Consider the following 19136-nt stretch of genomic DNA (forward strand, 5'->3'; position numbering starts at 1 on the left):
CCTCACCCTCCGGCCATGCTATCGAAGCAGGAGAAATGTCATGAGCAAACTGTTGGACCGCTTCCGTTACTTCAAAACAAAAGGCGACAGTTTCGCCGATGGGCACGGGCAGGTGTACCACACCAACCGCGACTGGGAGGACAGCTACCGTCAGCGCTGGCAGTTCGACAAGATTGTGCGATCCACCCACGGCGTTAACTGCACCGGCTCCTGTAGCTGGAAGATTTATGTCAAAAATGGCCTGGTGACCTGGGAAACCCAGCAGACCGACTACCCGCGCACCCGCCCTGACCTGCCTAACCACGAACCTCGCGGCTGCCCGCGTGGCGCAAGCTACTCCTGGTATCTCTACAGCGCCAACCGTCTCAAGTACCCGCTGGTACGCCGCAGGCTGATCGAACTCTGGCGCGAGGCGCTGGCGCAGCATACCGATCCGGTGCTGGCCTGGGATGCCATCCAGAACGATCCGCAGAAAGCGCAGAGCTACAGGAAAGCGCGCGGAAAAGGCGGTTTTATCCGCTCAAACTGGAAAGAGCTTAACCAGCTGATTGCTGCCGCCAACGTCTGGACCATCAAAAACTACGGCCCGGATCGGGTAGCCGGTTTTTCCCCCATCCCGGCCATGTCGATGGTCTCTTATGCCGCCGGTACGCGCTATCTCTCCCTGCTCGGCGGCACCTGCCTGAGCTTCTATGACTGGTATTGCGATCTGCCTCCGGCGTCGCCGATGACCTGGGGCGAACAGACCGACGTGCCGGAATCGGCGGACTGGTACAACTCCAGCTATATCATTGCCTGGGGCTCGAACGTGCCGCAGACGCGCACCCCGGACGCCCACTTCTTTACCGAAGTGCGTTACAAGGGCACCAAGACCGTCGCCATTACGCCGGACTTCTCGGAGGTGGCGAAGCTCAGCGACCAGTGGCTGGCCCCCAAACAGGGTACCGACAGCGCCCTTGCCATGGCGATGGGCCATGTGATCCTTAAAGAGTTCCACCTCGATAACCCGAGCGAGTACTTCCTCAACTATTGCCGCCGCTACACCGACATGCCGATGCTGGTCCTGCTGGATGAACAGGCTGACGGTCGCGTGGTGCCGGGCCGCATGCTGCGCGCGTCGGATCTGGCCGACGGGCTGGGTGAAACCAATAATCCGGAGTGGAAAACCATCGCCTTTGACGTGGCCGGAAATCTGGTGGCGCCGAATGGTTCCATCGGCTTCCGCTGGGGTGAAAAAGGCAAATGGAACCTGGAGTCGCTGGCCGCGGGACAGGAAACCGAGCTGACGCTTTCCCTGCTCATCACCCACGACAGCGTGGCAGACGTGGCCTTCCCTTACTTCGGGGGCAACGAGAACCCGCATTTCCGCAGCGTGAAGCAGGAGCCGGTGCTGACGCGCCGCGTACCGAGTAAAACTCTGACGCTGGCCGACGGCAGCCAGAGACGCGTGGTTAGCGTGTACGATCTGGTGCTCGCAAACTACGGCCTCGATCGCGGTCTGGAAGACAGTAACGCGGCGACAAACTACGCCGAGATAAAAGCCTACACCCCGGCCTGGGGCGAACAAATTACCGGCGTCCCCGCTTATCTGATAGAAAAAATCGCCCGTGAATTTGCCGACACGGCGCACAAAACTCACGGTCGTTCGATGATCATCCTCGGGGCCGGTGTGAACCACTGGTACCACATGGACATGAACTACCGCGGGATGATCAACATGCTGGTCTTCTGCGGCTGCGTCGGGCAGAGCGGCGGCGGCTGGTCGCACTATGTCGGCCAGGAAAAGCTGCGCCCGCAAACCGGCTGGCTGCCGCTGGCCTTCGCGCTGGACTGGAACCGCCCGCCACGCCAGATGAACAGCACCTCCTACTTCTACAACCACGCCAGCCAGTGGCGCTATGAGAAGCTGACCGCCCAGGAGTTGCTTTCTCCCCTTGCAGACGCGACGAAATTCACCGGACACCTGATCGATTTCAACGTGCGCGCCGAGCGCATGGGCTGGCTGCCGTCGGCCCCTCAGCTCAACCTTAATCCGCTGCACGTTAAGGCCCGGGCGGACGCCGCCGGGATGTCGCCGCAGGACTACACCGTGCAGGCGTTAAAATCGGGCGATATCCGCTTCGCCTGCGAACAGCCGGATAACGGTAAGAACCACCCGCGCAACCTGTTTGTCTGGCGTTCTAACCTGCTTGGCTCGTCCGGGAAAGGCCATGAATACATGCTGAAATACCTGCTTGGCACCGAGAGCGGTATTCAGGGTGAGGATTTAGGCTCAACGGACGACGTGAAACCTGAAGAGGTGGAATGGCAAACCGCCGCCATTGAGGGCAAGCTGGATCTGCTGGTGACGCTCGATTTCCGTATGTCCAGCACCTGCCTGTTCTCGGATATCGTCCTGCCCACCGCCACCTGGTATGAAAAAGACGATATGAATACCTCGGACATGCATCCGTTTATTCACCCGCTTTCCGCAGCCGTTGACCCGGCGTGGGAGTCCCGCAGCGACTGGGAGATTTACAAGGGCATCGCCAAAGTCTTCTCTGAGGTGTGCGTCGGACATCTCGGCACCGAAACTGACGTGGTGCTACAGCCGCTTCAGCATGACTCCCCGGGGGAGCTGTCGCAGCCTTTTGATATTCTGGACTGGCGCAAAGGCGAATGCGATCTGATCCCCGGCAAAACGGCACCGAACATCGCCGTGGTCGAGCGTAACTACCCGGAAACCTACGAGCGCTTTACGGCCCTTGGGCCGCTGCTGGACAAGCTCGGTAACGGCGGAAAAGGCATATCGTGGAACACCCAGAACGAGGTCGATTTCCTCGGCAAGCTCAACTACGTCAAGCTCGACGGCCCGGCGAAAGGTCGCCCGCGCATCGAGACCGCCATTGACGCTTCAGAGGTGATCCTCGCCCTTGCGCCGGAAACCAACGGTCAGGTCGCGGTCAAAGCCTGGGAAGCCCTCGGCGAACTGACCGGGCGCGATCACACTCATCTGGCGCTGAACAAAGAAGATGAGAAAATCCGCTTCCGCGATATTCAGGCGCAGCCGCGCAAAATCATCTCCAGCCCGACGTGGTCCGGCCTTGAGAGCGAGCACGTCTCCTATAACGCAGGCTATACCAACGTTCACGAGCTGATCCCGTGGCGCACGATTTCGGGCCGCCAGCAGCTGTATCAGGATCATGCCTGGATGCGCGCCTTCGGGGAGAGTCTGGTGGCCTATCGTCCACCGATTGACACCCGCAGCGTTACCCATATGCGCGAAATCCCGCCGAACGGATTCCCGGAAAAAGCGCTTAACTTCCTGACGCCGCACCAGAAATGGGGCATTCACTCCACCTACAGCGAAAACCTCCTGATGCAAACCCTGTCGCGCGGGGGGCCAATCGTCTGGATCAGCGAAACCGACGCGCGCGAGCTGGGCATTGAGGACAACGACTGGATCGAAGCCTTCAACGCCAACGGCGCCCTCACCGCCCGCGCGGTGGTCAGCCAGCGCGTGCCGCCGGGCATGACCATGATGTACCACGCTCAGGAGCGCATTCTGAACATTCCGGGGTCAGAAGTAACCGGACGGCGCGGCGGGATCCACAACTCGGTCACCCGCGTCTGCCCGAAACCGACCCACATGATCGGTGGCTACGCGCAGCTGGCGTACAGCTTCAACTATTACGGCACCGTCGGCTCGAACCGCGACGAGTTCATCATGATCCGTAAAATGAAAAACATTAACTGGCTGGACGGCGAAGGTCGGGATCAGGTACAGGAGGCGAAAAAATGAAAATACGCTCACAGGTTGGCATGGTTCTGAATCTCGATAAATGCATTGGCTGCCACACCTGCTCGGTCACCTGTAAGAACGTCTGGACCGGGCGCGAAGGGATGGAGTACGCGTGGTTCAATAACGTCGAAACCAAACCGGGTATCGGCTATCCGAAAAACTGGGAAGATCAGGATGAGTGGCAAGGCGGCTGGATCCGCGGTATTCACGGCAAGCTGACCCCGCGCCTCGGCGGAAAAATGGGCGTGCTGTCGAAGATTTTCGCTAACCCCGTCCTGCCGCAGATTGACGATTACTATGAACCCTTCACCTTCGATTACCAGGATCTGCACCGCGCGCCAGAGGGCGATCACCTCCCTACCGCCCGCCCGCGCTCGCTGATTGACGGCAAGCGAATGGATAAAATCGAATGGGGGCCCAACTGGGAAGAGCTGCTGGGCGGCGAGTTCGAAAAACGCGCCCGCGACCGCAATTTCCAGAAGATCCAGAAGGAGATGTACGGCCAGTTTGAAAACACCTTCATGATGTACCTGCCGCGCCTGTGCGAGCACTGTCTGAACCCCAGTTGCGTTGCCACCTGCCCGAGCGGTGCGATTTACAAGCGCGAAGAGGACGGCATTGTGCTGATTGACCAGGACAAATGCCGCGGCTGGCGTCTGTGCATCAGCGGCTGCCCGTACAAGAAAATCTACTTCAACTGGAAGAGCGGCAAGTCAGAGAAGTGCATCTTCTGCTACCCGCGCATTGAGTCCGGCCAGCCGACCGTCTGCTCGGAAACCTGCGTTGGGCGCATCCGCTATCTCGGCGTGCTGCTGTATGACGCGGACCGCATTGAAGAGGCGGCCAGCACCGAGCATGAAACCGATCTGTACGAGCGCCAGTGCGACGTGTTCCTTAACCCGAACGATCCGGCGGTGATTGAGGAAGCGCTGAAACAGGGTATGCCGCAGAACGTCATCGACGCGGCACAGCGTTCCCCGGTTTACAAAATGGCGATGGACTGGAAGCTTGCTCTGCCGCTGCATCCGGAATACCGCACCCTGCCGATGGTCTGGTATGTGCCGCCGCTGTCACCGATTCAGTCCTACGCGGACGCGGGTGGTTTGCCGCAGAGCGACGGCGTGCTGCCTGCTGTCGAAAGCCTGCGCATTCCGGTGCAGTACCTGGCAAACATGCTCAGCGCGGGCGATACCGGTCCGGTGCTGCGCGCCCTGAAGCGCATGATGGCGATGCGCCACTACAAGCGTTCCCAGACAGTGGAAGGCGTGACCGACACCCGCGCCATCGAAGAGGTCGGCCTGACGGAAGAACAGGTAGAAGAGATGTATCGCTACCTGGCGATTGCCAACTACGAAGACCGCTTCGTGATCCCGACCAGCCACCGCGAAATGGCGCGCGACGCCTTCCCGGAGAAAAACGGCTGCGGCTTCACCTTTGGCGACGGCTGCCACGGTTCCGACACCAAATTCAACCTCTTCAACAGCAGCCGCATCGACGCGATCAACATCACCGAAGTGCGCGAACACGGGGAGGGAGAATAATGCAGATCCTCAAAATCATCGCGCTGCTCATTGAGTATCCCGATGAGCTGCTGTGGGAAAACCGTGAAGAAGCGCTTTCCCTGGTGGAACAGGACGCGCCCATTCTGCTGCCGTTTGCGCACCAGCACCTGAGCGCCCCGCTGCTGGATAAGCAGGCCGAATGGTGCGAAGTGTTTGAACGCGGGCGCGCAACGTCGCTACTGCTGTTCGAGCACGTTCACGCCGAGTCCCGCGATCGCGGTCAGGCGATGGTAGACCTGATGAGCCAGTATGAGAAAGCCGGCCTTCAGCTTGACTGCCGCGAGCTGCCGGACTATCTGCCGCTCTATCTGGAATATCTCAGTATCGTCAGCGATGACGAGGCGCGTGAAGGGCTGCAAAACGTCGCGCCGATCCTGGCGCTGATTGGCGGCCGGCTGAAACAGCGCGAGGTGGCACATTACCAGCTGTTTGACGCCCTGCTGACGCTGGCCGGTACACGGCTTTCCAGCGACAGCGTGGCGAAGCAGGTGTCTGGTGAAAAACGGGATGATACCCGTCAGGCGCTGGACGCCGTGTGGGAAGAGGAACAGGTCAAGTTTATCGAAGACAACGCCACATCGTGCGACAGCTCGCCGATGCAGCAATATCAACGACGCTTTAGCCAGGACGTCGCGCCGCAGTACGTGGACGTCAGCGCCGGAGGCCCAAAATGACACATTACCTGAACGTGTTTTTCTATGACATTTATCCGTACATCTGCGCCACCGTGTTTTTCCTTGGCAGCTGGTTGCGCTACGACTACGGGCAGTACACCTGGCGCGCCTCGTCGAGCCAGATGCTCAGCAAGCGCGGTATGAACTGGGGCTCTAACCTGTTTCATATTGGCATTCTGGGGATCTTCTTCGGGCATTTGTTCGGCATGTTAACCCCGCACTGGATGTACGCCTGGTTTTTACCCGTCGCGGTTAAACAGCAGTTAGCCATGATTGCGGGGGGGATTTGCGGGGTGCTGACGCTGATTGGCGGGTCGATGCTGCTGATCCGCCGCCTGTTCAACCAGCGGGTGCGTGCCACGTCCACCACGCCGGATATTATCATCATGAGTATCCTGCTGCTTCAGTGCATCCTTGGGCTGTCGACCATTCCTTTCTCCGCCCAGTATCCTGACGGAAGCGAGATGATGAAGCTGGTCGGCTGGGCGCAGGGGATCGTGACGTTTAAGGGAGGCTCGTCAGAAATGCTGAGCGGCGTCGCACCGATCTTCCGCGTGCATCTGGTGCTGGGGATGACGATCTTCCTTATCTTCCCGTTCACCCGTCTGGTGCACGTGTGGAGCGCGCCGTTTGAGTATTTTACCCGTCGCTATCAGGTGGTGAGATCGCGCCGTTGATTTTGTCGGGTGGCGGCTTCGCCTTACCCGACCTACGTTTCAAGCCGCTGTAGGCCCGGTAAGGCGTAGCCGCCACCGGGCTATTTCCCTGCCTGCGGATGCGTATCAAACCCCGCCATCACCGCCGTCAGCTCGGCCAGGGTAAAGCCGTGCTTCGGGTCATCAACGCCCAGGCCAAACCGCGCCTGCATCAGCTTATACAGCGCCTCCGCATCCGGCAAATGGATCTGCTCCTCCACATGACCGTTCTGCCAGTGGGTAAAATTAAAGTTGGTCAGCGTCAGCTTGCCCCCGTCCGGCAGGTGGCGACACATCAGCAGGTGATGACGGAAATGGGACTGCGGCCAGTGCGCCGACCAGAAGTTTCCCATCACGTAATCGTTGAAATACTGGGTCGCCAGGTCGAAATGGTACATCGACTGCCAGTGCTCGTGATGGCGGAATTGCAATACCCAGTCGTTACCCTCGCTTAGCAAACGATAACTCCCGTGCGGGGTGTCCTGCTCCTCGTTGGCGATCAAACGAATCGGCGCCGTCAGCGTTTGTCCGCCAAATCCCACATCGGCGATCCAGCGCTCGCCGTTCAGCTCAACCAGCAGCAACCGGTGCGTACGCGGCGGCATCTGCGACGGATTGGCCAGCACAACCCGCCCCAGTACGCTGCGCACCGTAAACCCGACTTCACGCAACACCCGCTCAAACAGGCCGTTTTGCTCAAAGCAATATCCCCCCCGACGCGCGGTGACCAGTTTATCCACCAGACACGCGTCATCCAGATGGATTTCACGCGGCAAAACGACGTCAATATTTTCGAAAGGGATCGCGCAGTTATGGTGTAAATGCAGCCCCCGCAGGGTATCGATATCAACCTGTACGGGCTGCTGCCAGCCCGTGCGGGCGAAATAAGCACTCAGAAATGGGGACATGATTTGCTCCAGGATGTGATATCCCCTGTTTATAAACTATTTTCCCTTATGCATATGCGTAAAAGTGCTTTTTCGTCATACTCATCGTGTACATGAGGAGATCCTATGAGCCACTTTCGCCCTGTTGAATTACGTCACGCCAGCCGCCTTCTGAATCACGGTCCAACCGTGCTCATTACCAGCCGGGATGAGACCATCGATCGTCGCAACGTCATGGCCGCCGCATGGTCTATGCCGGTGGAATTCGAACCCCCGCGTATTGCGATTGTTGTAGACAAAAGCGCGTGGTCACGGGAGTTGATCGAACGCAGCGGGAAATTCGGCATTGTGATCCCCGGCGTGGCGGCAGCCAACTGGACCTGGGCGGTCGGCAGCGTCAGCGGGCGAGACGAGGATAAATTTAACTGCTACGGGATCCCGGTTATTTATGGCCCTGAGCTTGGCCTGCCGGTTATAGAAGAGAAATGTCTGGCGTGGATGGAGTGCCGGTTATTACCTGTAACCTCTGCGGCAGAGAAATATGACACCCTGTTTGGCGAAGTGGTTTCCGCCGCGGCGGATGAACGCGCATTTGTCGCCGGACGCTGGCAGTTTGACGGGGATAAACTGAATACGCTGCATCATCTGGGAGCGGGCACGTTTGTCGCGAGCGGGAAAATGGTGAAGGCGCTGGATTAACGCACCTCAAAAAAGAAAAGCCCTCTTCCTGAGGAAGAGGGCTTTTTATTACTTCACACGCTTCGCAATAATCTCATCCGCCACATTCCGCGGAGCTTCCGCAAAATGATGGAATTCCATCGTATACGTCGCGCGCCCCTGGGACATCGAGCGCAGCGTGGTGGCGTAGCCAAACATCTCAGCCAGCGGGACGTCAGCGCGAATAATCTGGCTGCCGTACTGCTCTGCCATCCCCTGCACCAGGCCGCGACGGGAGGAGAGATCGCCCATAATGTTCCCGGCGTACTCTTCCGGCGTTTCCACCTCAACGTGCATCACCGGCTCAAGAATAACCGGATCCGCCCGCCTAGCGCCCTCTTTGAAGCCGAGGATCGCCGCCATGCGGAAGGCCATCTCCGAGGAGTCAACGTCATGGTAGGAACCAAACGTCAGGGTCGCTTTCACATCCACCACCGGATAGCCCGCCAGCACTCCCGTATTCATGGCTTCTCGCAAGCCTTTTTCCACCGACGGGATGTACTCCCGCGGCACCACCCCGCCTTTGGTGGCATCTTCAAACACAAAACCACTCCCGGCGGCTAACGGCTCAAGGCTCAGGACCACATGACCGTACTGCCCTTTCCCGCCGGACTGTCGGACAAATTTCCCTTCAATATCCTTCACCGCTTTACGCAGGGTTTCACGGTAGGTGACCTGCGGACGACCAATGTTCGCCTCAACGCCAAACTCGCGCTTCATGCGGTCGACGATGATCTCCAGATGCAACTCGCCCATCCCGGAGATAATGGTCTGTCCGGACTCTTCGTCCGTGTGCAGGCGGAACGACGGATCTTCCGCAGCCAGGCGCTGTAGGGCAATCCCCATTTTCTCCTGATCGGCCTTGGTTTTCGGCTCAATCGCCAGCGAAATAACCGGGTCCGGGAACTCCATCCGTTCAAGGGTGATCACCGCATTCGGGTCGGTCAGCGTGTCACCGGTGGTAACGTCTTTCAGCCCGACACAGGCTGCGATATCCCCTGCACGCAGCTCGTCCACCTCATGGCGATCGTTGGCATGCATCAGCACGATGCGCCCGATACGCTCTTTCTTGCCCTTCACCGGGTTGTACACCGCGTCGCCTTTGCGCAGTATGCCAGAATAGACGCGGATAAAGGTCAGCTGGCCGACGTACGGATCGCTCATCAGCTTGAAGGCCAGCGCCGAGAACGGTTCATCATCGCTTGGGTGGCGCTCGGCGTGCTGTCCGTCTTCGTCTACCCCATCAATAGCGGGCACGTCCAGTGGAGACGGCATCAATTCAATCACCGCGTCGAGCATGCGCTGCACACCCTTGTTCTTGAAAGCGCTGCCGCACAGCATGGGCTGTATTTCACCGGAGATGGTCCGGACGCGCAGCCCCTGGATGATTTCTGCTTCATCCAGTTCGCCCGTCTCAAGGTACTTATCCATAAGCTCATCGCTGGCTTCTGCCGCAGCCGAAACCATTTTTTCTCGCCACGCTTGGGCGGTACTCAGCAGATCGTCAGGGACTGGCGCATAGCTGAACGCCATGCCCTGCGTCGCATCGTCCCACAGAATGGTGCGCATCTTGATGAGATCCACCACGCCGGTGAAGTGTTCTTCTGCCCCCACGGGGATCACAATCGGGACCGGATTGGCTTTCAGCCGCTCCTGCATCATCCGCACCACGCGGAAGAAATCTGCGCCCGGGCGGTCCATTTTATTGACGAACGCCAGACGCGGAACATGATATTTATTCGCCTGACGCCAGACGGTCTCCGACTGCGGCTGCACACCACCGACGGAGTCATAGACCATTACCGCGCCGTCGAGCACACGCATGGAACGTTCCACCTCAATAGTGAAATCCACGTGCCCGGGGGTGTCGATAATATTGATGCGGTGCGGTTCAAAGCCTCTGTCCATACCGGGCCAGAAACAGCTCACCGCCGCCGACGTAATGGTGATCCCGCGCTCCTGCTCCTGCGCCATCCAGTCGGTGGTTGCCGCGCCATCGTGTACTTCACCCAGCTTGTGGCTCATCCCGGTGTAAAACAGGATGCGCTCAGTGGTGGTTGTTTTGCCCGCATCGATATGCGCGGAGATACCGATGTTGCGATAACGTTCGAGTGGAATGGGTCGGGGCATGTTATTTCCTTAAGTCTTCATGACTGGTTTGTGACGACCGGGATGGTCGCGTGTTCGTTCGTTTGTTATAATAGTCCCATTGTACGAGTATTATCGAACTATTTTTTAACGGTTGACCTATTGTTGATATAGCTCAATCTCACGCGAGACGCAGGAAAACGATGATCCCAAACCACCCGGAACCTGAACAAATAGTGTTGGAAAATGTGCTGTTCGCCCTCGGCAATCCGCTGCGATTAGCGATTATCCGCAGGCTGGCCGACGGCAGCGAACTGAGCTGTAACGCACTGCGCCCGGAAGAGGTGGTGAAATCCACTATGACTCACCACTGGCGCGTGCTGCGCGACAGCGGTGTGATCTGGCAGCGCCCGCAGGGGCGCGAGAATATGATCTCACTGAGAAGAGAAGATCTGGACGCCCGTTTTCCTGGGCTGCTGGCGATCCTGCTCCAGGCTAAGTAGCGGCAGCGTCCTCAAGACGATAAACCGGAATCCGCCGTGTTGTTCCGGTAAGGGTGTCGAACACCTCCGTATCGGACGTCACTATTCTCATCCCGGTCTTCCTTAACCGCTGCACGTCGGCGGCTATGCGCTGGAGGCCAAACCAGAAAAGCCCGTCAAGCGCGGTGACCGCAAGCCCCTGTTCCAGCGCCAGCTGGAGGCGCTCGCGGGGGGCTTTCACCTGCTGAGCGATTTGCCGGTAAGGCACTTCCGAACCGCCGGACGCATCGATTCGCTGAATACGGGTCTTCAGGTGGTAGGTAAATTCATCGGGAATGCCGTTCAAATCCTGTTTAAGGCTGTAGACGCAGCCAAACCGCTTGCCGTTGAACAGGACATTTTTTTGACTGAGCTGAAACTCATTTCTGATGCCATCAATCAGCTGCGGTGCGCGGGTAAGAAGTAACCGGAAGGGAAGCTCAAAGCTGGTCACGTAATCCACATTCAGCAGCGCAAGACGCAGCCGCTCTTCTGCCCCGGATTTCTGGTCATGACACTCGCGCATCACCTCCGCCCACTGGCGCGTCAGACGTTCCGGCTCACCGGCTTCGGTGAGGAGGTATTTTTCCAGATGATAATCGACTCTTCCGGTCATGTTGGTCATCCCGTCAATGTGGATGCGGTAATTCTATCCAGCGCGGCAGGATTTATAAAGGGCGGAGCGCACCGGCATCCGCCCTGCCGGGCTACTGCTGGATACTCGACCGGTCCGAAATATCGCTGGCAGATAAGGTTCTTGCAGAAGATGGGATCTGTTTTTTGCGTTTATACCGGTCCGGCTGGCCTTCAGGGCGGGTTTTGAACCGGCGATGCAGCCACATATATTGCTCAGGCGCCATCATCACGGCGCGCTCAATCGCTCTGTTCATTTGCGTGGCCACCGACGCTTTGTCGCCTCCCTGCAAGGTATCGCTGATATCCTCCAGAATAATCAGCTCATACCCTGTGCCGTCTGCTTTTCGGCGCGGTACAAACGGGATCACGGCCGGTCTGGCACTTTTCACCAGCATGTAGCTCCCGGCAGTTGTCGCGGCGTCCGGGACGGCAAAAAACGGCACAAACACGCTATTCGTTTTGCCATAGTCGTGGTCCGGGGCATACCACAGGATCTCGTTTTGCTTCAGCGCGCGGATCATGCCCTTCAGGTCATAGCGGTCAAGCATGGTTTTATTGGAACGCAGACGACCGCGCGTTTGCAGCCAGTCGAGCAACGCATTATTGTTGGGACGATACACACCAATACCCGCGTTGAGCATGCCAAAGATGCGTGCGCCTAATTCCAGCGTGAGAAAATGCATGCCAATGAGCACCACGCCCCTTCCTTGCGCCCGCGCCTGTTCCATATGTTCGTAGCCGGTTACGCTGAAGTGTTTCCGTACGCGCCAGTCTGGCCAGAACCACGCTATCCCCGTTTCGATGACGCCCATTCCAACCGATTCAAAATTACGCTCAAGTAAACGCTCGCACTCGTCCTCTTTCATATCAGGAAAGCAAAGCTCAAGATTTCGTCTGGCGATCTCCACGCGGCGTGGAAGCAGGCGCATAGCCAGACGCCCAAGCCCGTGACCTGTTTTCAACAGCAGCGGGTACGGAAGCTGAACCGTGCACCAGAGCGCGGCAATGCCTGCCCAGCTGAGCCAGTAACGAGGATGAATAAAGGCGAGTGAAAACTGAGGTAATTTTGTCATGGAAAAATTATCCTTTTACTAATTTGTACTTAATCTGGTGCAGTTGCAGTGCTTACCTGCTGATTTAACGAATATTGTTCGGAAGGATGAATTGTAGCGGAATCGTTATGGTTTTTATTATCGATTTTTGCGAAAAGGAATAAAAGCGAGGAGCGCCGGGTGATATTGCACCACCCGGCAGGCAAGTTACATCGAATAACCGGGCTTCTTAATCAGTTCATCCAGTTTCGGGCCGATCTCGGTATCCCAGACCTGCGCCTTCCAGTCAGCTTCCTGAACCTCCTGAAGCGCCACGGAGATTGAGCGATCTTTGCTGTTCAGATGACGGGCGATCGCTTCGGCGATATCCGCCGCCAGGGCCGTTTTTTGTTCGTCAGTCAGATCGCGTGGAAAACATTTGATATCAACGTGTGGCATGGGCAGGGCTCCTTTTATAGGTGAGCGTTCCACGTTATCAGATTATATCGTTAGCTTTTAGCACCTTGTGCAGTTCCGGCAGCGCGCAGACGGCATCCGCGACGGCGGTAATATTAGGCGTGTTAGTGGCAAACCACTCATGACGTGGCCCCCAGGTACGCGCAACGGCAATATAGACGTCAAGCAGCGTCAGCTGTTTGCCAAACGCAAACGGCGAGGCGCTGAGCTGGCTGTCGAACCACAGATAGAGCGATTTTCGGTACTCAATGCAATTTTTCTTCAGCTGTTCCGGGGCATCAGGCACCCAGCGTTCCGGGTAATCTGCATACGTAAAGGTGGGATAGACGTTCGCCACAAACCAGATGAGCAGGCGCTGAAACTGCTGGCGCTCGGCCTGCCCTACGGGCGGCGCGAGGTCGGGACGTCTGTCGAGCACCATCAGGGCGATCGCCGCGGTTTCCGTCACGATCGCCCCATTTTCCAGCTCCAGCGTCGGCACCTGGCACAGCGGGTTCAGTTTTAACAGCAATTCGCGTTGCGGGCCGGGCTGGTCAAACCCGTCCACGTTGACGAACTGATACGGGATGTCTGCCAGAGTCAGCATCACTTCACTGATTGCCGATCCCCAGCCGGGTACGCCATAGAGTTTGATCATGTTGCCCCCTCAGGGATGAAAACCCTAAGTGTAGAGCACCATTAGTAGGTTATCCCGGGCGGATTAACATCTGAAGACGTCACCGCTTCGCCCGCCTCCCCCCAGCGCGCCAGCACCTTTTGATACTCCCCGCGCTTAATCGCACCGTCCAGCGCAGCCTGCAACGCATACACCAGCCCATTGCCTTTTTTGGTTGTGGTGGCGACATAGGCTTTCTTCGGTCCTAATCCCACGACGCGGGTTTTGCCGGTTAACGCGGCTTTATAGGCAGAAACGGACTGCGGTCCAAAGAAGACATCCGCCCTGCCGGACTGAATATAAAGATTGCCTGAGGCGTCGTCGGTCAGATAAACCGGCAACGCAGGCTCGCGCCCGGCCTTTTTATTCTCTTCGTTCCAGCCCAGCAGAATACGTTCCTGATTGGTGCCTGACCCGACAATCACCTTTTTACCGGCCAGATCTTTCGCACGGGTGATCGACTGTACGTTGCTGGTGGATTTCACCGAGAAGGCGAGGGAATCGACGCGATAGGTCGCAAAATCGAACTTCGCCTTACGTTGCTCGGTGACGGCGATATTCACCAACGCCACGTCATAACGCCCGGAAGTGATCCCCAGCGGCCAGTCTTCCCACGCCGTTGGCACCAGCTTCAGCTTCAGCCCCAGACTGCCCGCCAGCAACCGGGCGATATCCGGGTCGCTGCCAATACGGGTGCGGTTATCACTGGCCAGCAGCGCCAGCGGCGGAGAATTCAGGGCTGAAATCGCCACCGTGAGGGTACCCGGCTCAACAAATTTATAGTTCGCCGGGATTTTCGCCACTGCCTGTTGATCAACCGTCACCGGCAGCGGCTGTTCGTTGGCCTTTAAATCAATGCTGGCGTGGCTCGCCGTCGTGAAGACCAGCCCCGCCAGGAGTCCATATTTCATCTGCGCTCCTTACAGCACTTTTGAGAGGAACTGGCGCGTTCGCGGATGCGACGGTCGGTTTAACACGTCGTCGCTGCTGCCCTGCTCCACAATTTTACCGTCGACCATAAATACCACCTGGTCCGCCACTTCCCGGGCAAAGCCGATCTCATGGGTGACCACCACCAGCGTAGTGCCGGAACGGGCGAGCTTTTTAATCACATCCAGCACTTCGCCAACCAGTTCCGGATCCAGCGCCGAGGTGGGTTCATCAAACAGCATCACGCGCGGGCGCAGCGCCAGCGCGCGGGCAATGGCAATACGCTGCTGTTGGCCGCCGGAGAGGTGACGCGACCAGGCATCGGCTTTATCGCGCAGACCTACCACATCCAGAAGGCTGTAGGCGTTTTCAACAGCCTCTTTTTTACTGAACTTTTTATGCGCGATGGGTGCTTCAATCAGGTTTTCCAGCACCGTGAGATGCGGAAAAAGATTGAAGTTCTGAAACACGTACCCAACGTTGAGGCGCTGTTTGAGGATCTCTTTCTCTTTGAGCTCGTAGAGTTTGTCACCCTGACGGCGATAGCCGATGTAATCCCCGTCAATCTGAATAAAGCCTTCGTCTACGCGCTCCAGATGGTTAATGGTGCGCAGCAGCGTCGATTTTCCAGATCCAGAGGGGCCGAGGATCACCGTCACGGAGCCCGGCGGGATCTCAAGCGTGACGTTATCGAGCGCTTTATGTCGGCCAAAAAACTTACTGACGCCGGTAATGGAAATGTGTCCTTCAGGAGAGGCTTGCATGAACAGGCTCCTGTGCTGGCGAAGTGGTGACGGAGCGCGCACGACTGGCCGCCCGGTTCTGGTTTACGGCGGAGCGGCGCTCGCTGCGGGCGAGTCCACGCTCAATAACATGCTGGATGGCAGACAGTACGGTGGTGATCACCAGATACCAGACGGCCCCCACCATCAACAGCGGGATCACCTCCTGGGTGCGGTTGTAGATCATCTGGATCGTGTAGAACAGTTCCGGCATCGCCAGTACGTAAACCATCGCCGTCCCTTTGGCGAGGCTGATGATTTCGTTAAACCCGGACGGCAGGATGGTGCGCAGCGCCTGGGGGAGAATGATGCGCACCGTGCGACGCCACGCCGGCAGACCCAGCGCAGCGGCCGCCTCATACTGACCGTGGTCGACCCCAAGGAAGCCCCCGCGAATGATCTCCGCAGTATAGGCGCTCTGCACCAGCGTCAGCCCCACGATGGCGGTAGAAAACTGCCCGAGAACATTGATGGTTTCAAAGCTGCCCCAGGTAATGCCGGTAAAAGGCACGCCGAGAGAGAGCGTGTCGTAGAGATAGGAGAAGTTATAGAGGATAATCAGCACCACGATCAGCGGCAGGGAACGGAACAGCCAGATGTACCCCCACGCCAGGCTGCTCAACAGCCATGATGACGAGAGCCTCGCCAGCGCCAGCATGCCGCCAATCACCACGCTCAGTACGGTGCTTATCAACGTCAGCAGCAGCGTCTGGCCGACGCCTTCGAGGATCACCGGGTCGAAGAACCAGCGGGCAAATACCGCCCATTCCCAGCGCGGATTAAAGGCCACGGACTGGATCACGACCGCCAGCACAAACAGCGCCACCACGGCGCCAGCAGCGCGCAGCGGATAACGTGCCGGGACCACTTTTATGGTTTCAACGTTGCTCATCGTCGCTCCTTATGCGGTTTTGCTGAGCGCTTCGCGGATCAGCGTCTTGGTGAAACGCAGCCGACCGTCGAACGGCGGCTGGCTATACTCTTCCGGATCACGGTTAAGATCGAACTGCGGCTGATACCCCTGACTGAGATAGAGCCGCACCGCCTCCGGCTGGCGAAACCCCGTGGTCAGGTAGATGCGGCTGTAGCCCGCCAGCACCGCCCGGCGCTCCAGCTCCTGTACTACGCGCGCGGCCAGTCCCTGCTGGCGCAGCGTTTTATTCGTCCAGATGCGTTTGATCTCTGCGGTATGTTCGTCGAAGGGCTTGTACGCACCGGTGGCGATGATCTCGCCATCGCGCTCCAGGACGATAAACAGCCCCTGCGGCGCCAGGTACCACTCTGTCAGCTCGACTTCCGCATCCTTTGAAAAGTAGTCGCCGTAACGAGCGGCGTACTCACCGAAAAGCCCCTCGATAATGGGCTGAAGATCGGCATCTTCCGGCGAAACGTCACGAAATTGTTCGCGCATAGCGCCTCCTTAATCGCCCAGACCCGCCGGGTTAACTTCGGAACTGGGGATACGCTCCACGCCTTCCCCCCAGCGGTTCAGCACTTTGTCGTAATCTCCGTTCTTGATCGCGCCGTTCAGCGCGGTTTGAACCGGCTCGACCAGGCCGCTGCCTTTTTTCAGCGTCACCGCGATATGCGCCGCCTTCGGCCAGCCGCCGTCGACGCTGCCGACCAGTTTGGTTTTACCGTTAAGCGCCGCTTTCCAGGCACCGATCACGTTCGGGCCAAAGTAGGCGTCCGCGCGTCCGGACTGAAGCGCCAGCGTTTGGGCCGCGTCGTCTTTGGTGTAGATCGGCGTAAAGGGTTTAAGCCCTTTTTTGAGGTTCTCTTCGTTCCATGCCAGAAGGATGGCCTCCTGGTTGGTGCCGGAACCCACGATGATGCGCAGCCCGGCGATATCCTCTGCCTTCACAAGCGAGTTGATCGGACTGGTGGATTTCACGTAGAAGCCAAGTGAATCCTTGCGGTAGGTGGCGAAGTCGAACTTCTCTTTGCGCGCTTTAGTGACGGTGATGTTGCTGATAGCCGCGTCGTATTTCCCGGAGGCAACCCCCAGCGGCCAGTCCTCCCAGGAGGTGGGCACCACGTTCAGCTCCAGTCCGAGGCTGTCCGCCACCAGACGCGCAATGTCGACCTCACTTCCCAGCAGAGTTTTGTTGTCGTCGGAAAAGACCGTCAGTGGCGGTTGATTCAGTCCCGCCACCGCCACGGTAAATTTCCCCGGCACGGCAAAACGATAGTCTTTCGGCAGTTGCGCGATCGCATCGCTGTTTTTGGCGGTATTGATCGGCGTTTTATTGGCCTCAATGCTCACGCCGGTGCCGTTAATATTGACGTTCTCTGCCCAGACGGCAGGGGTAAAGGCCAGCGCAAGCGCCAGAATAAGCGATGATTTCTGCATAGCATTTTTCTCTTTTATTGTTGTGTGAACTGATTTTTGGGCTCGTCTAAGCCCAGACTTTCGCGCAGCGTGGTGCCGGGATAGTCGGTGCGGAACAGGCCGCGCGCCTGTAAAACGGGCACCACCTGGTCGACAAAGCGCGGGAAGGTGTCCGGCGTGCCGCCCTGAATGATGAAGCCATCCGCCGCCTTCTCTTCGAACCAGGCCTGTAAACCATCGGCCACCTGCTCCGGTGTGCCGGAAAAACGCGGGCGCGGCGATGCGGCTTCCAGCGCGACCTGACGCAGAGTTAAGTTGCGCTCACGGGCGTTACGCTTGATTTCATCGGTGGTGCTGCGGAAGCTGTTTTTGCCCAAATCGCCAATATCCGGGAACGGCGCGTCGAGGGGATACTGGCTGAAGTCGTGATGCTCGAAATAACGTCCGAGGTAATTCAGCGCATCATTAATGGAGACCAGTGCCGCCGTAGTTTGATACTGGTTTTCTACGTCATCGGCGTCGTTTCCAACAATCACGCTGACGCCCTGGAATATATGTAAATCCTCTGCGCGACGGCCGTGACTTTCCAGCTGCTGTTTAACATCGCGGTAAAAAGCCTGGGCTTCTTCCCGCGTGTCATGGTGGGTAAAGATGGCGTCAGCGTGTTTTGCCGCCAGCTTTTTACCGTCGTCGGACGCACCAGCCTGAAAGACAATCGGACGTCCCTGCGGCGTGCGGCCAATATTCAGCGGGCCGGAAACCTGGAAGAAATCACCGTGGTGATCAAGAGTATGCAGTTTCGACGCATCAAAGAACTGTCCGCTCTCTTTATTGCGGATAAAGGCATCCCCTTCCCAGGAATCCCACAGCCCCTTCACCACGTCGAGATACTCATCGGCAATGCGGTAGCGCAGCGCATGCTCCGGGTGTTTTTCGCGGGAGAAGTTCCTGGCTGACCCTTCCAGCGGTGACGTCACCACGTTCCAGCCCGCGCGTCCGTTGCTCAGGTGATCGAGGCTGGCGAACTGGCGTGCAACGGTGAAAGGCTCGCTGTACGAGGTGGATAACGTGCCGACCAGCCCCAGGCGCGAGGTGATACTCGCCAGCGCGGACAACACCGTCAGCGGCTCAAAGCGGTTTAAAAAATGCGGAATGGATTTCTCGTTAATATAAAGGCCGTCGGCCACAAATATAAAGTCGAGCTTGCCCTCTTCTGCTTTTAAAGCCGTTTCTTTAACGAAATCAAAATTAATGCTGGCATCCGCGACCGCCGCCGGGTGGCGCCAGGCAGACATATTTCCGGATGCACCATGCAAAATGGTCCCCAGCCGCAATTGACGATGTGCAGACATATTCACCTCAAATTAA

General features: G+C 57.9%; 16 protein-coding genes and 1 pseudogene. 6 read left to right on the plus strand and 11 right to left on the minus strand.

What is annotated here, in order from left to right:
- The first annotated feature begins 40 nt into the window (after nt 1-40).
- From IMQ56_RS14845 to narI, 4 genes are read left to right on the plus strand one after another with little or no spacing between them, the layout of a single operon-like run.
- Nucleotides 41-3781 carry a nitrate reductase subunit alpha gene (locus IMQ56_RS14845; protein ID WP_032634382.1) on the plus strand — a complete coding sequence of 1247 codons (3741 nt, stop codon included), beginning with the start codon at nt 41-43 and terminating at the stop codon, nt 3779-3781.
- Nucleotides 3778-5322: a nitrate reductase subunit beta gene (gene narH / locus IMQ56_RS14850; protein WP_196063961.1), complete on the plus strand. Its 1545-nt coding sequence runs from the start codon at nt 3778-3780 to the stop codon at nt 5320-5322. The genes IMQ56_RS14845 and narH overlap by 4 nt, the downstream gene beginning before the upstream one ends.
- Nucleotides 5322-6017: a nitrate reductase molybdenum cofactor assembly chaperone gene (gene narW, locus IMQ56_RS14855; protein ID WP_196063960.1), complete on the plus strand. Its 696-nt coding sequence runs from the start codon at nt 5322-5324 to the stop codon at nt 6015-6017. Before narH ends, narW begins: the two co-directional genes overlap by 1 nt.
- Nucleotides 6014-6694, plus strand: coding sequence for a respiratory nitrate reductase subunit gamma (gene narI, locus IMQ56_RS14860; protein WP_015570467.1), 681 nt, complete (start codon nt 6014-6016; stop codon nt 6692-6694). Before narW ends, narI begins: the two co-directional genes overlap by 4 nt.
- Nucleotides 6695-6774: 80 nt before the next feature.
- Here the strand turns inward: narI and nhoA are convergent, their stop codons facing one another.
- Nucleotides 6775-7620, minus strand: coding sequence for an N-hydroxyarylamine O-acetyltransferase (gene nhoA, locus IMQ56_RS14865; protein ID WP_062933003.1), 846 nt, complete (start codon nt 7618-7620; stop codon nt 6775-6777).
- 105 nt (nt 7621-7725) lie between these two features.
- Here nhoA and IMQ56_RS14870 point away from each other — a divergent pair, with 105 nt between their 5' ends.
- The gene (locus tag IMQ56_RS14870; protein WP_015570464.1) at nt 7726-8298 is read left to right on the plus strand and encodes a flavin reductase family protein; all 573 of its coding nucleotides are present in this window, start codon (nt 7726-7728) and stop codon (nt 8296-8298) included.
- Between the two features lie 48 nt (nt 8299-8346).
- Here IMQ56_RS14870 and fusA read toward each other — a convergent pair whose 3' ends face one another.
- Nucleotides 8347-10446 (minus strand): elongation factor G, encoded by a 2100-nt coding sequence (gene fusA, locus IMQ56_RS14875; protein ID WP_023296668.1) that lies wholly within the window; start codon nt 10444-10446, stop codon nt 8347-8349.
- 161 nt (nt 10447-10607) lie between these two features.
- On the opposite strand from fusA, the gene IMQ56_RS14880 reads away from it, so the two are divergent.
- On the plus strand, nt 10608-10907 hold the full coding sequence (locus IMQ56_RS14880) for a helix-turn-helix domain-containing protein (protein ID WP_000612740.1): 300 nt from the start codon (nt 10608-10610) through the stop codon (nt 10905-10907).
- Here IMQ56_RS14880 and IMQ56_RS14885 read toward each other — a convergent pair.
- The 9 genes and pseudogenes from IMQ56_RS14885 to IMQ56_RS23020 form a co-directional block, all read right to left on the minus strand.
- Nucleotides 10900-11541, minus strand: coding sequence for a hypothetical protein (locus tag IMQ56_RS14885; RefSeq protein ID WP_023296669.1), 642 nt, complete (start codon nt 11539-11541; stop codon nt 10900-10902). The genes IMQ56_RS14880 and IMQ56_RS14885 overlap by 8 nt on opposite strands.
- A 91-nt stretch (nt 11542-11632) precedes the next feature.
- Nucleotides 11633-12634: a Kdo(2)-lipid IV(A) acyltransferase gene (locus tag IMQ56_RS14890; RefSeq protein ID WP_017693378.1), complete on the minus strand. Its 1002-nt coding sequence runs from the start codon at nt 12632-12634 to the stop codon at nt 11633-11635.
- Nucleotides 12635-12820: 186 nt separating this feature from the next.
- On the minus strand, nt 12821-13051 hold the full coding sequence (pptA, locus tag IMQ56_RS14895; protein ID WP_003857012.1) for a tautomerase PptA: 231 nt from the start codon (nt 13049-13051) through the stop codon (nt 12821-12823).
- Between the two features lie 37 nt (nt 13052-13088).
- Nucleotides 13089-13706 (minus strand): glutathione S-transferase family protein, encoded by a 618-nt coding sequence (locus IMQ56_RS14900; RefSeq protein WP_006810732.1) that lies wholly within the window; start codon nt 13704-13706, stop codon nt 13089-13091.
- A gap of 41 nt (nt 13707-13747) precedes the next feature.
- Nucleotides 13748-14635 carry a transporter substrate-binding domain-containing protein gene (locus IMQ56_RS14905; protein WP_017693376.1) on the minus strand — a complete coding sequence of 296 codons (888 nt, stop codon included), beginning with the start codon at nt 14633-14635 and terminating at the stop codon, nt 13748-13750.
- Nucleotides 14636-14644: 9 nt separating this feature from the next.
- Nucleotides 14645-15418 carry an amino acid ABC transporter ATP-binding protein gene (locus tag IMQ56_RS14910; RefSeq protein WP_196063959.1) on the minus strand — a complete coding sequence of 258 codons (774 nt, stop codon included), beginning with the start codon at nt 15416-15418 and terminating at the stop codon, nt 14645-14647.
- Nucleotides 15402-16328, minus strand: coding sequence for an amino acid ABC transporter permease (locus tag IMQ56_RS14915; protein WP_017693374.1), 927 nt, complete (start codon nt 16326-16328; stop codon nt 15402-15404). The genes IMQ56_RS14910 and IMQ56_RS14915 overlap by 17 nt, the downstream gene beginning before the upstream one ends.
- A gap of 9 nt (nt 16329-16337) precedes the next feature.
- Nucleotides 16338-16847 carry a GNAT family N-acetyltransferase gene (locus IMQ56_RS14920; protein WP_015570459.1) on the minus strand — a complete coding sequence of 170 codons (510 nt, stop codon included), beginning with the start codon at nt 16845-16847 and terminating at the stop codon, nt 16338-16340.
- Nucleotides 16848-16856: 9 nt separating this feature from the next.
- Nucleotides 16857-19120 (minus strand): annotated as a pseudogene (locus tag IMQ56_RS23020) (NtaA/DmoA family FMN-dependent monooxygenase).
- Between the last annotated feature and the right edge of the window lie 16 nt (nt 19121-19136).

The sequence above is a fragment of the Enterobacter sp. Res13-Sevr-PEC09-46 genome (assembly GCF_015672585.1).
In the GTDB taxonomy this organism is placed as follows: Bacteria; Pseudomonadota; Gammaproteobacteria; order Enterobacterales; family Enterobacteriaceae; genus Enterobacter; species Enterobacter hormaechei_C.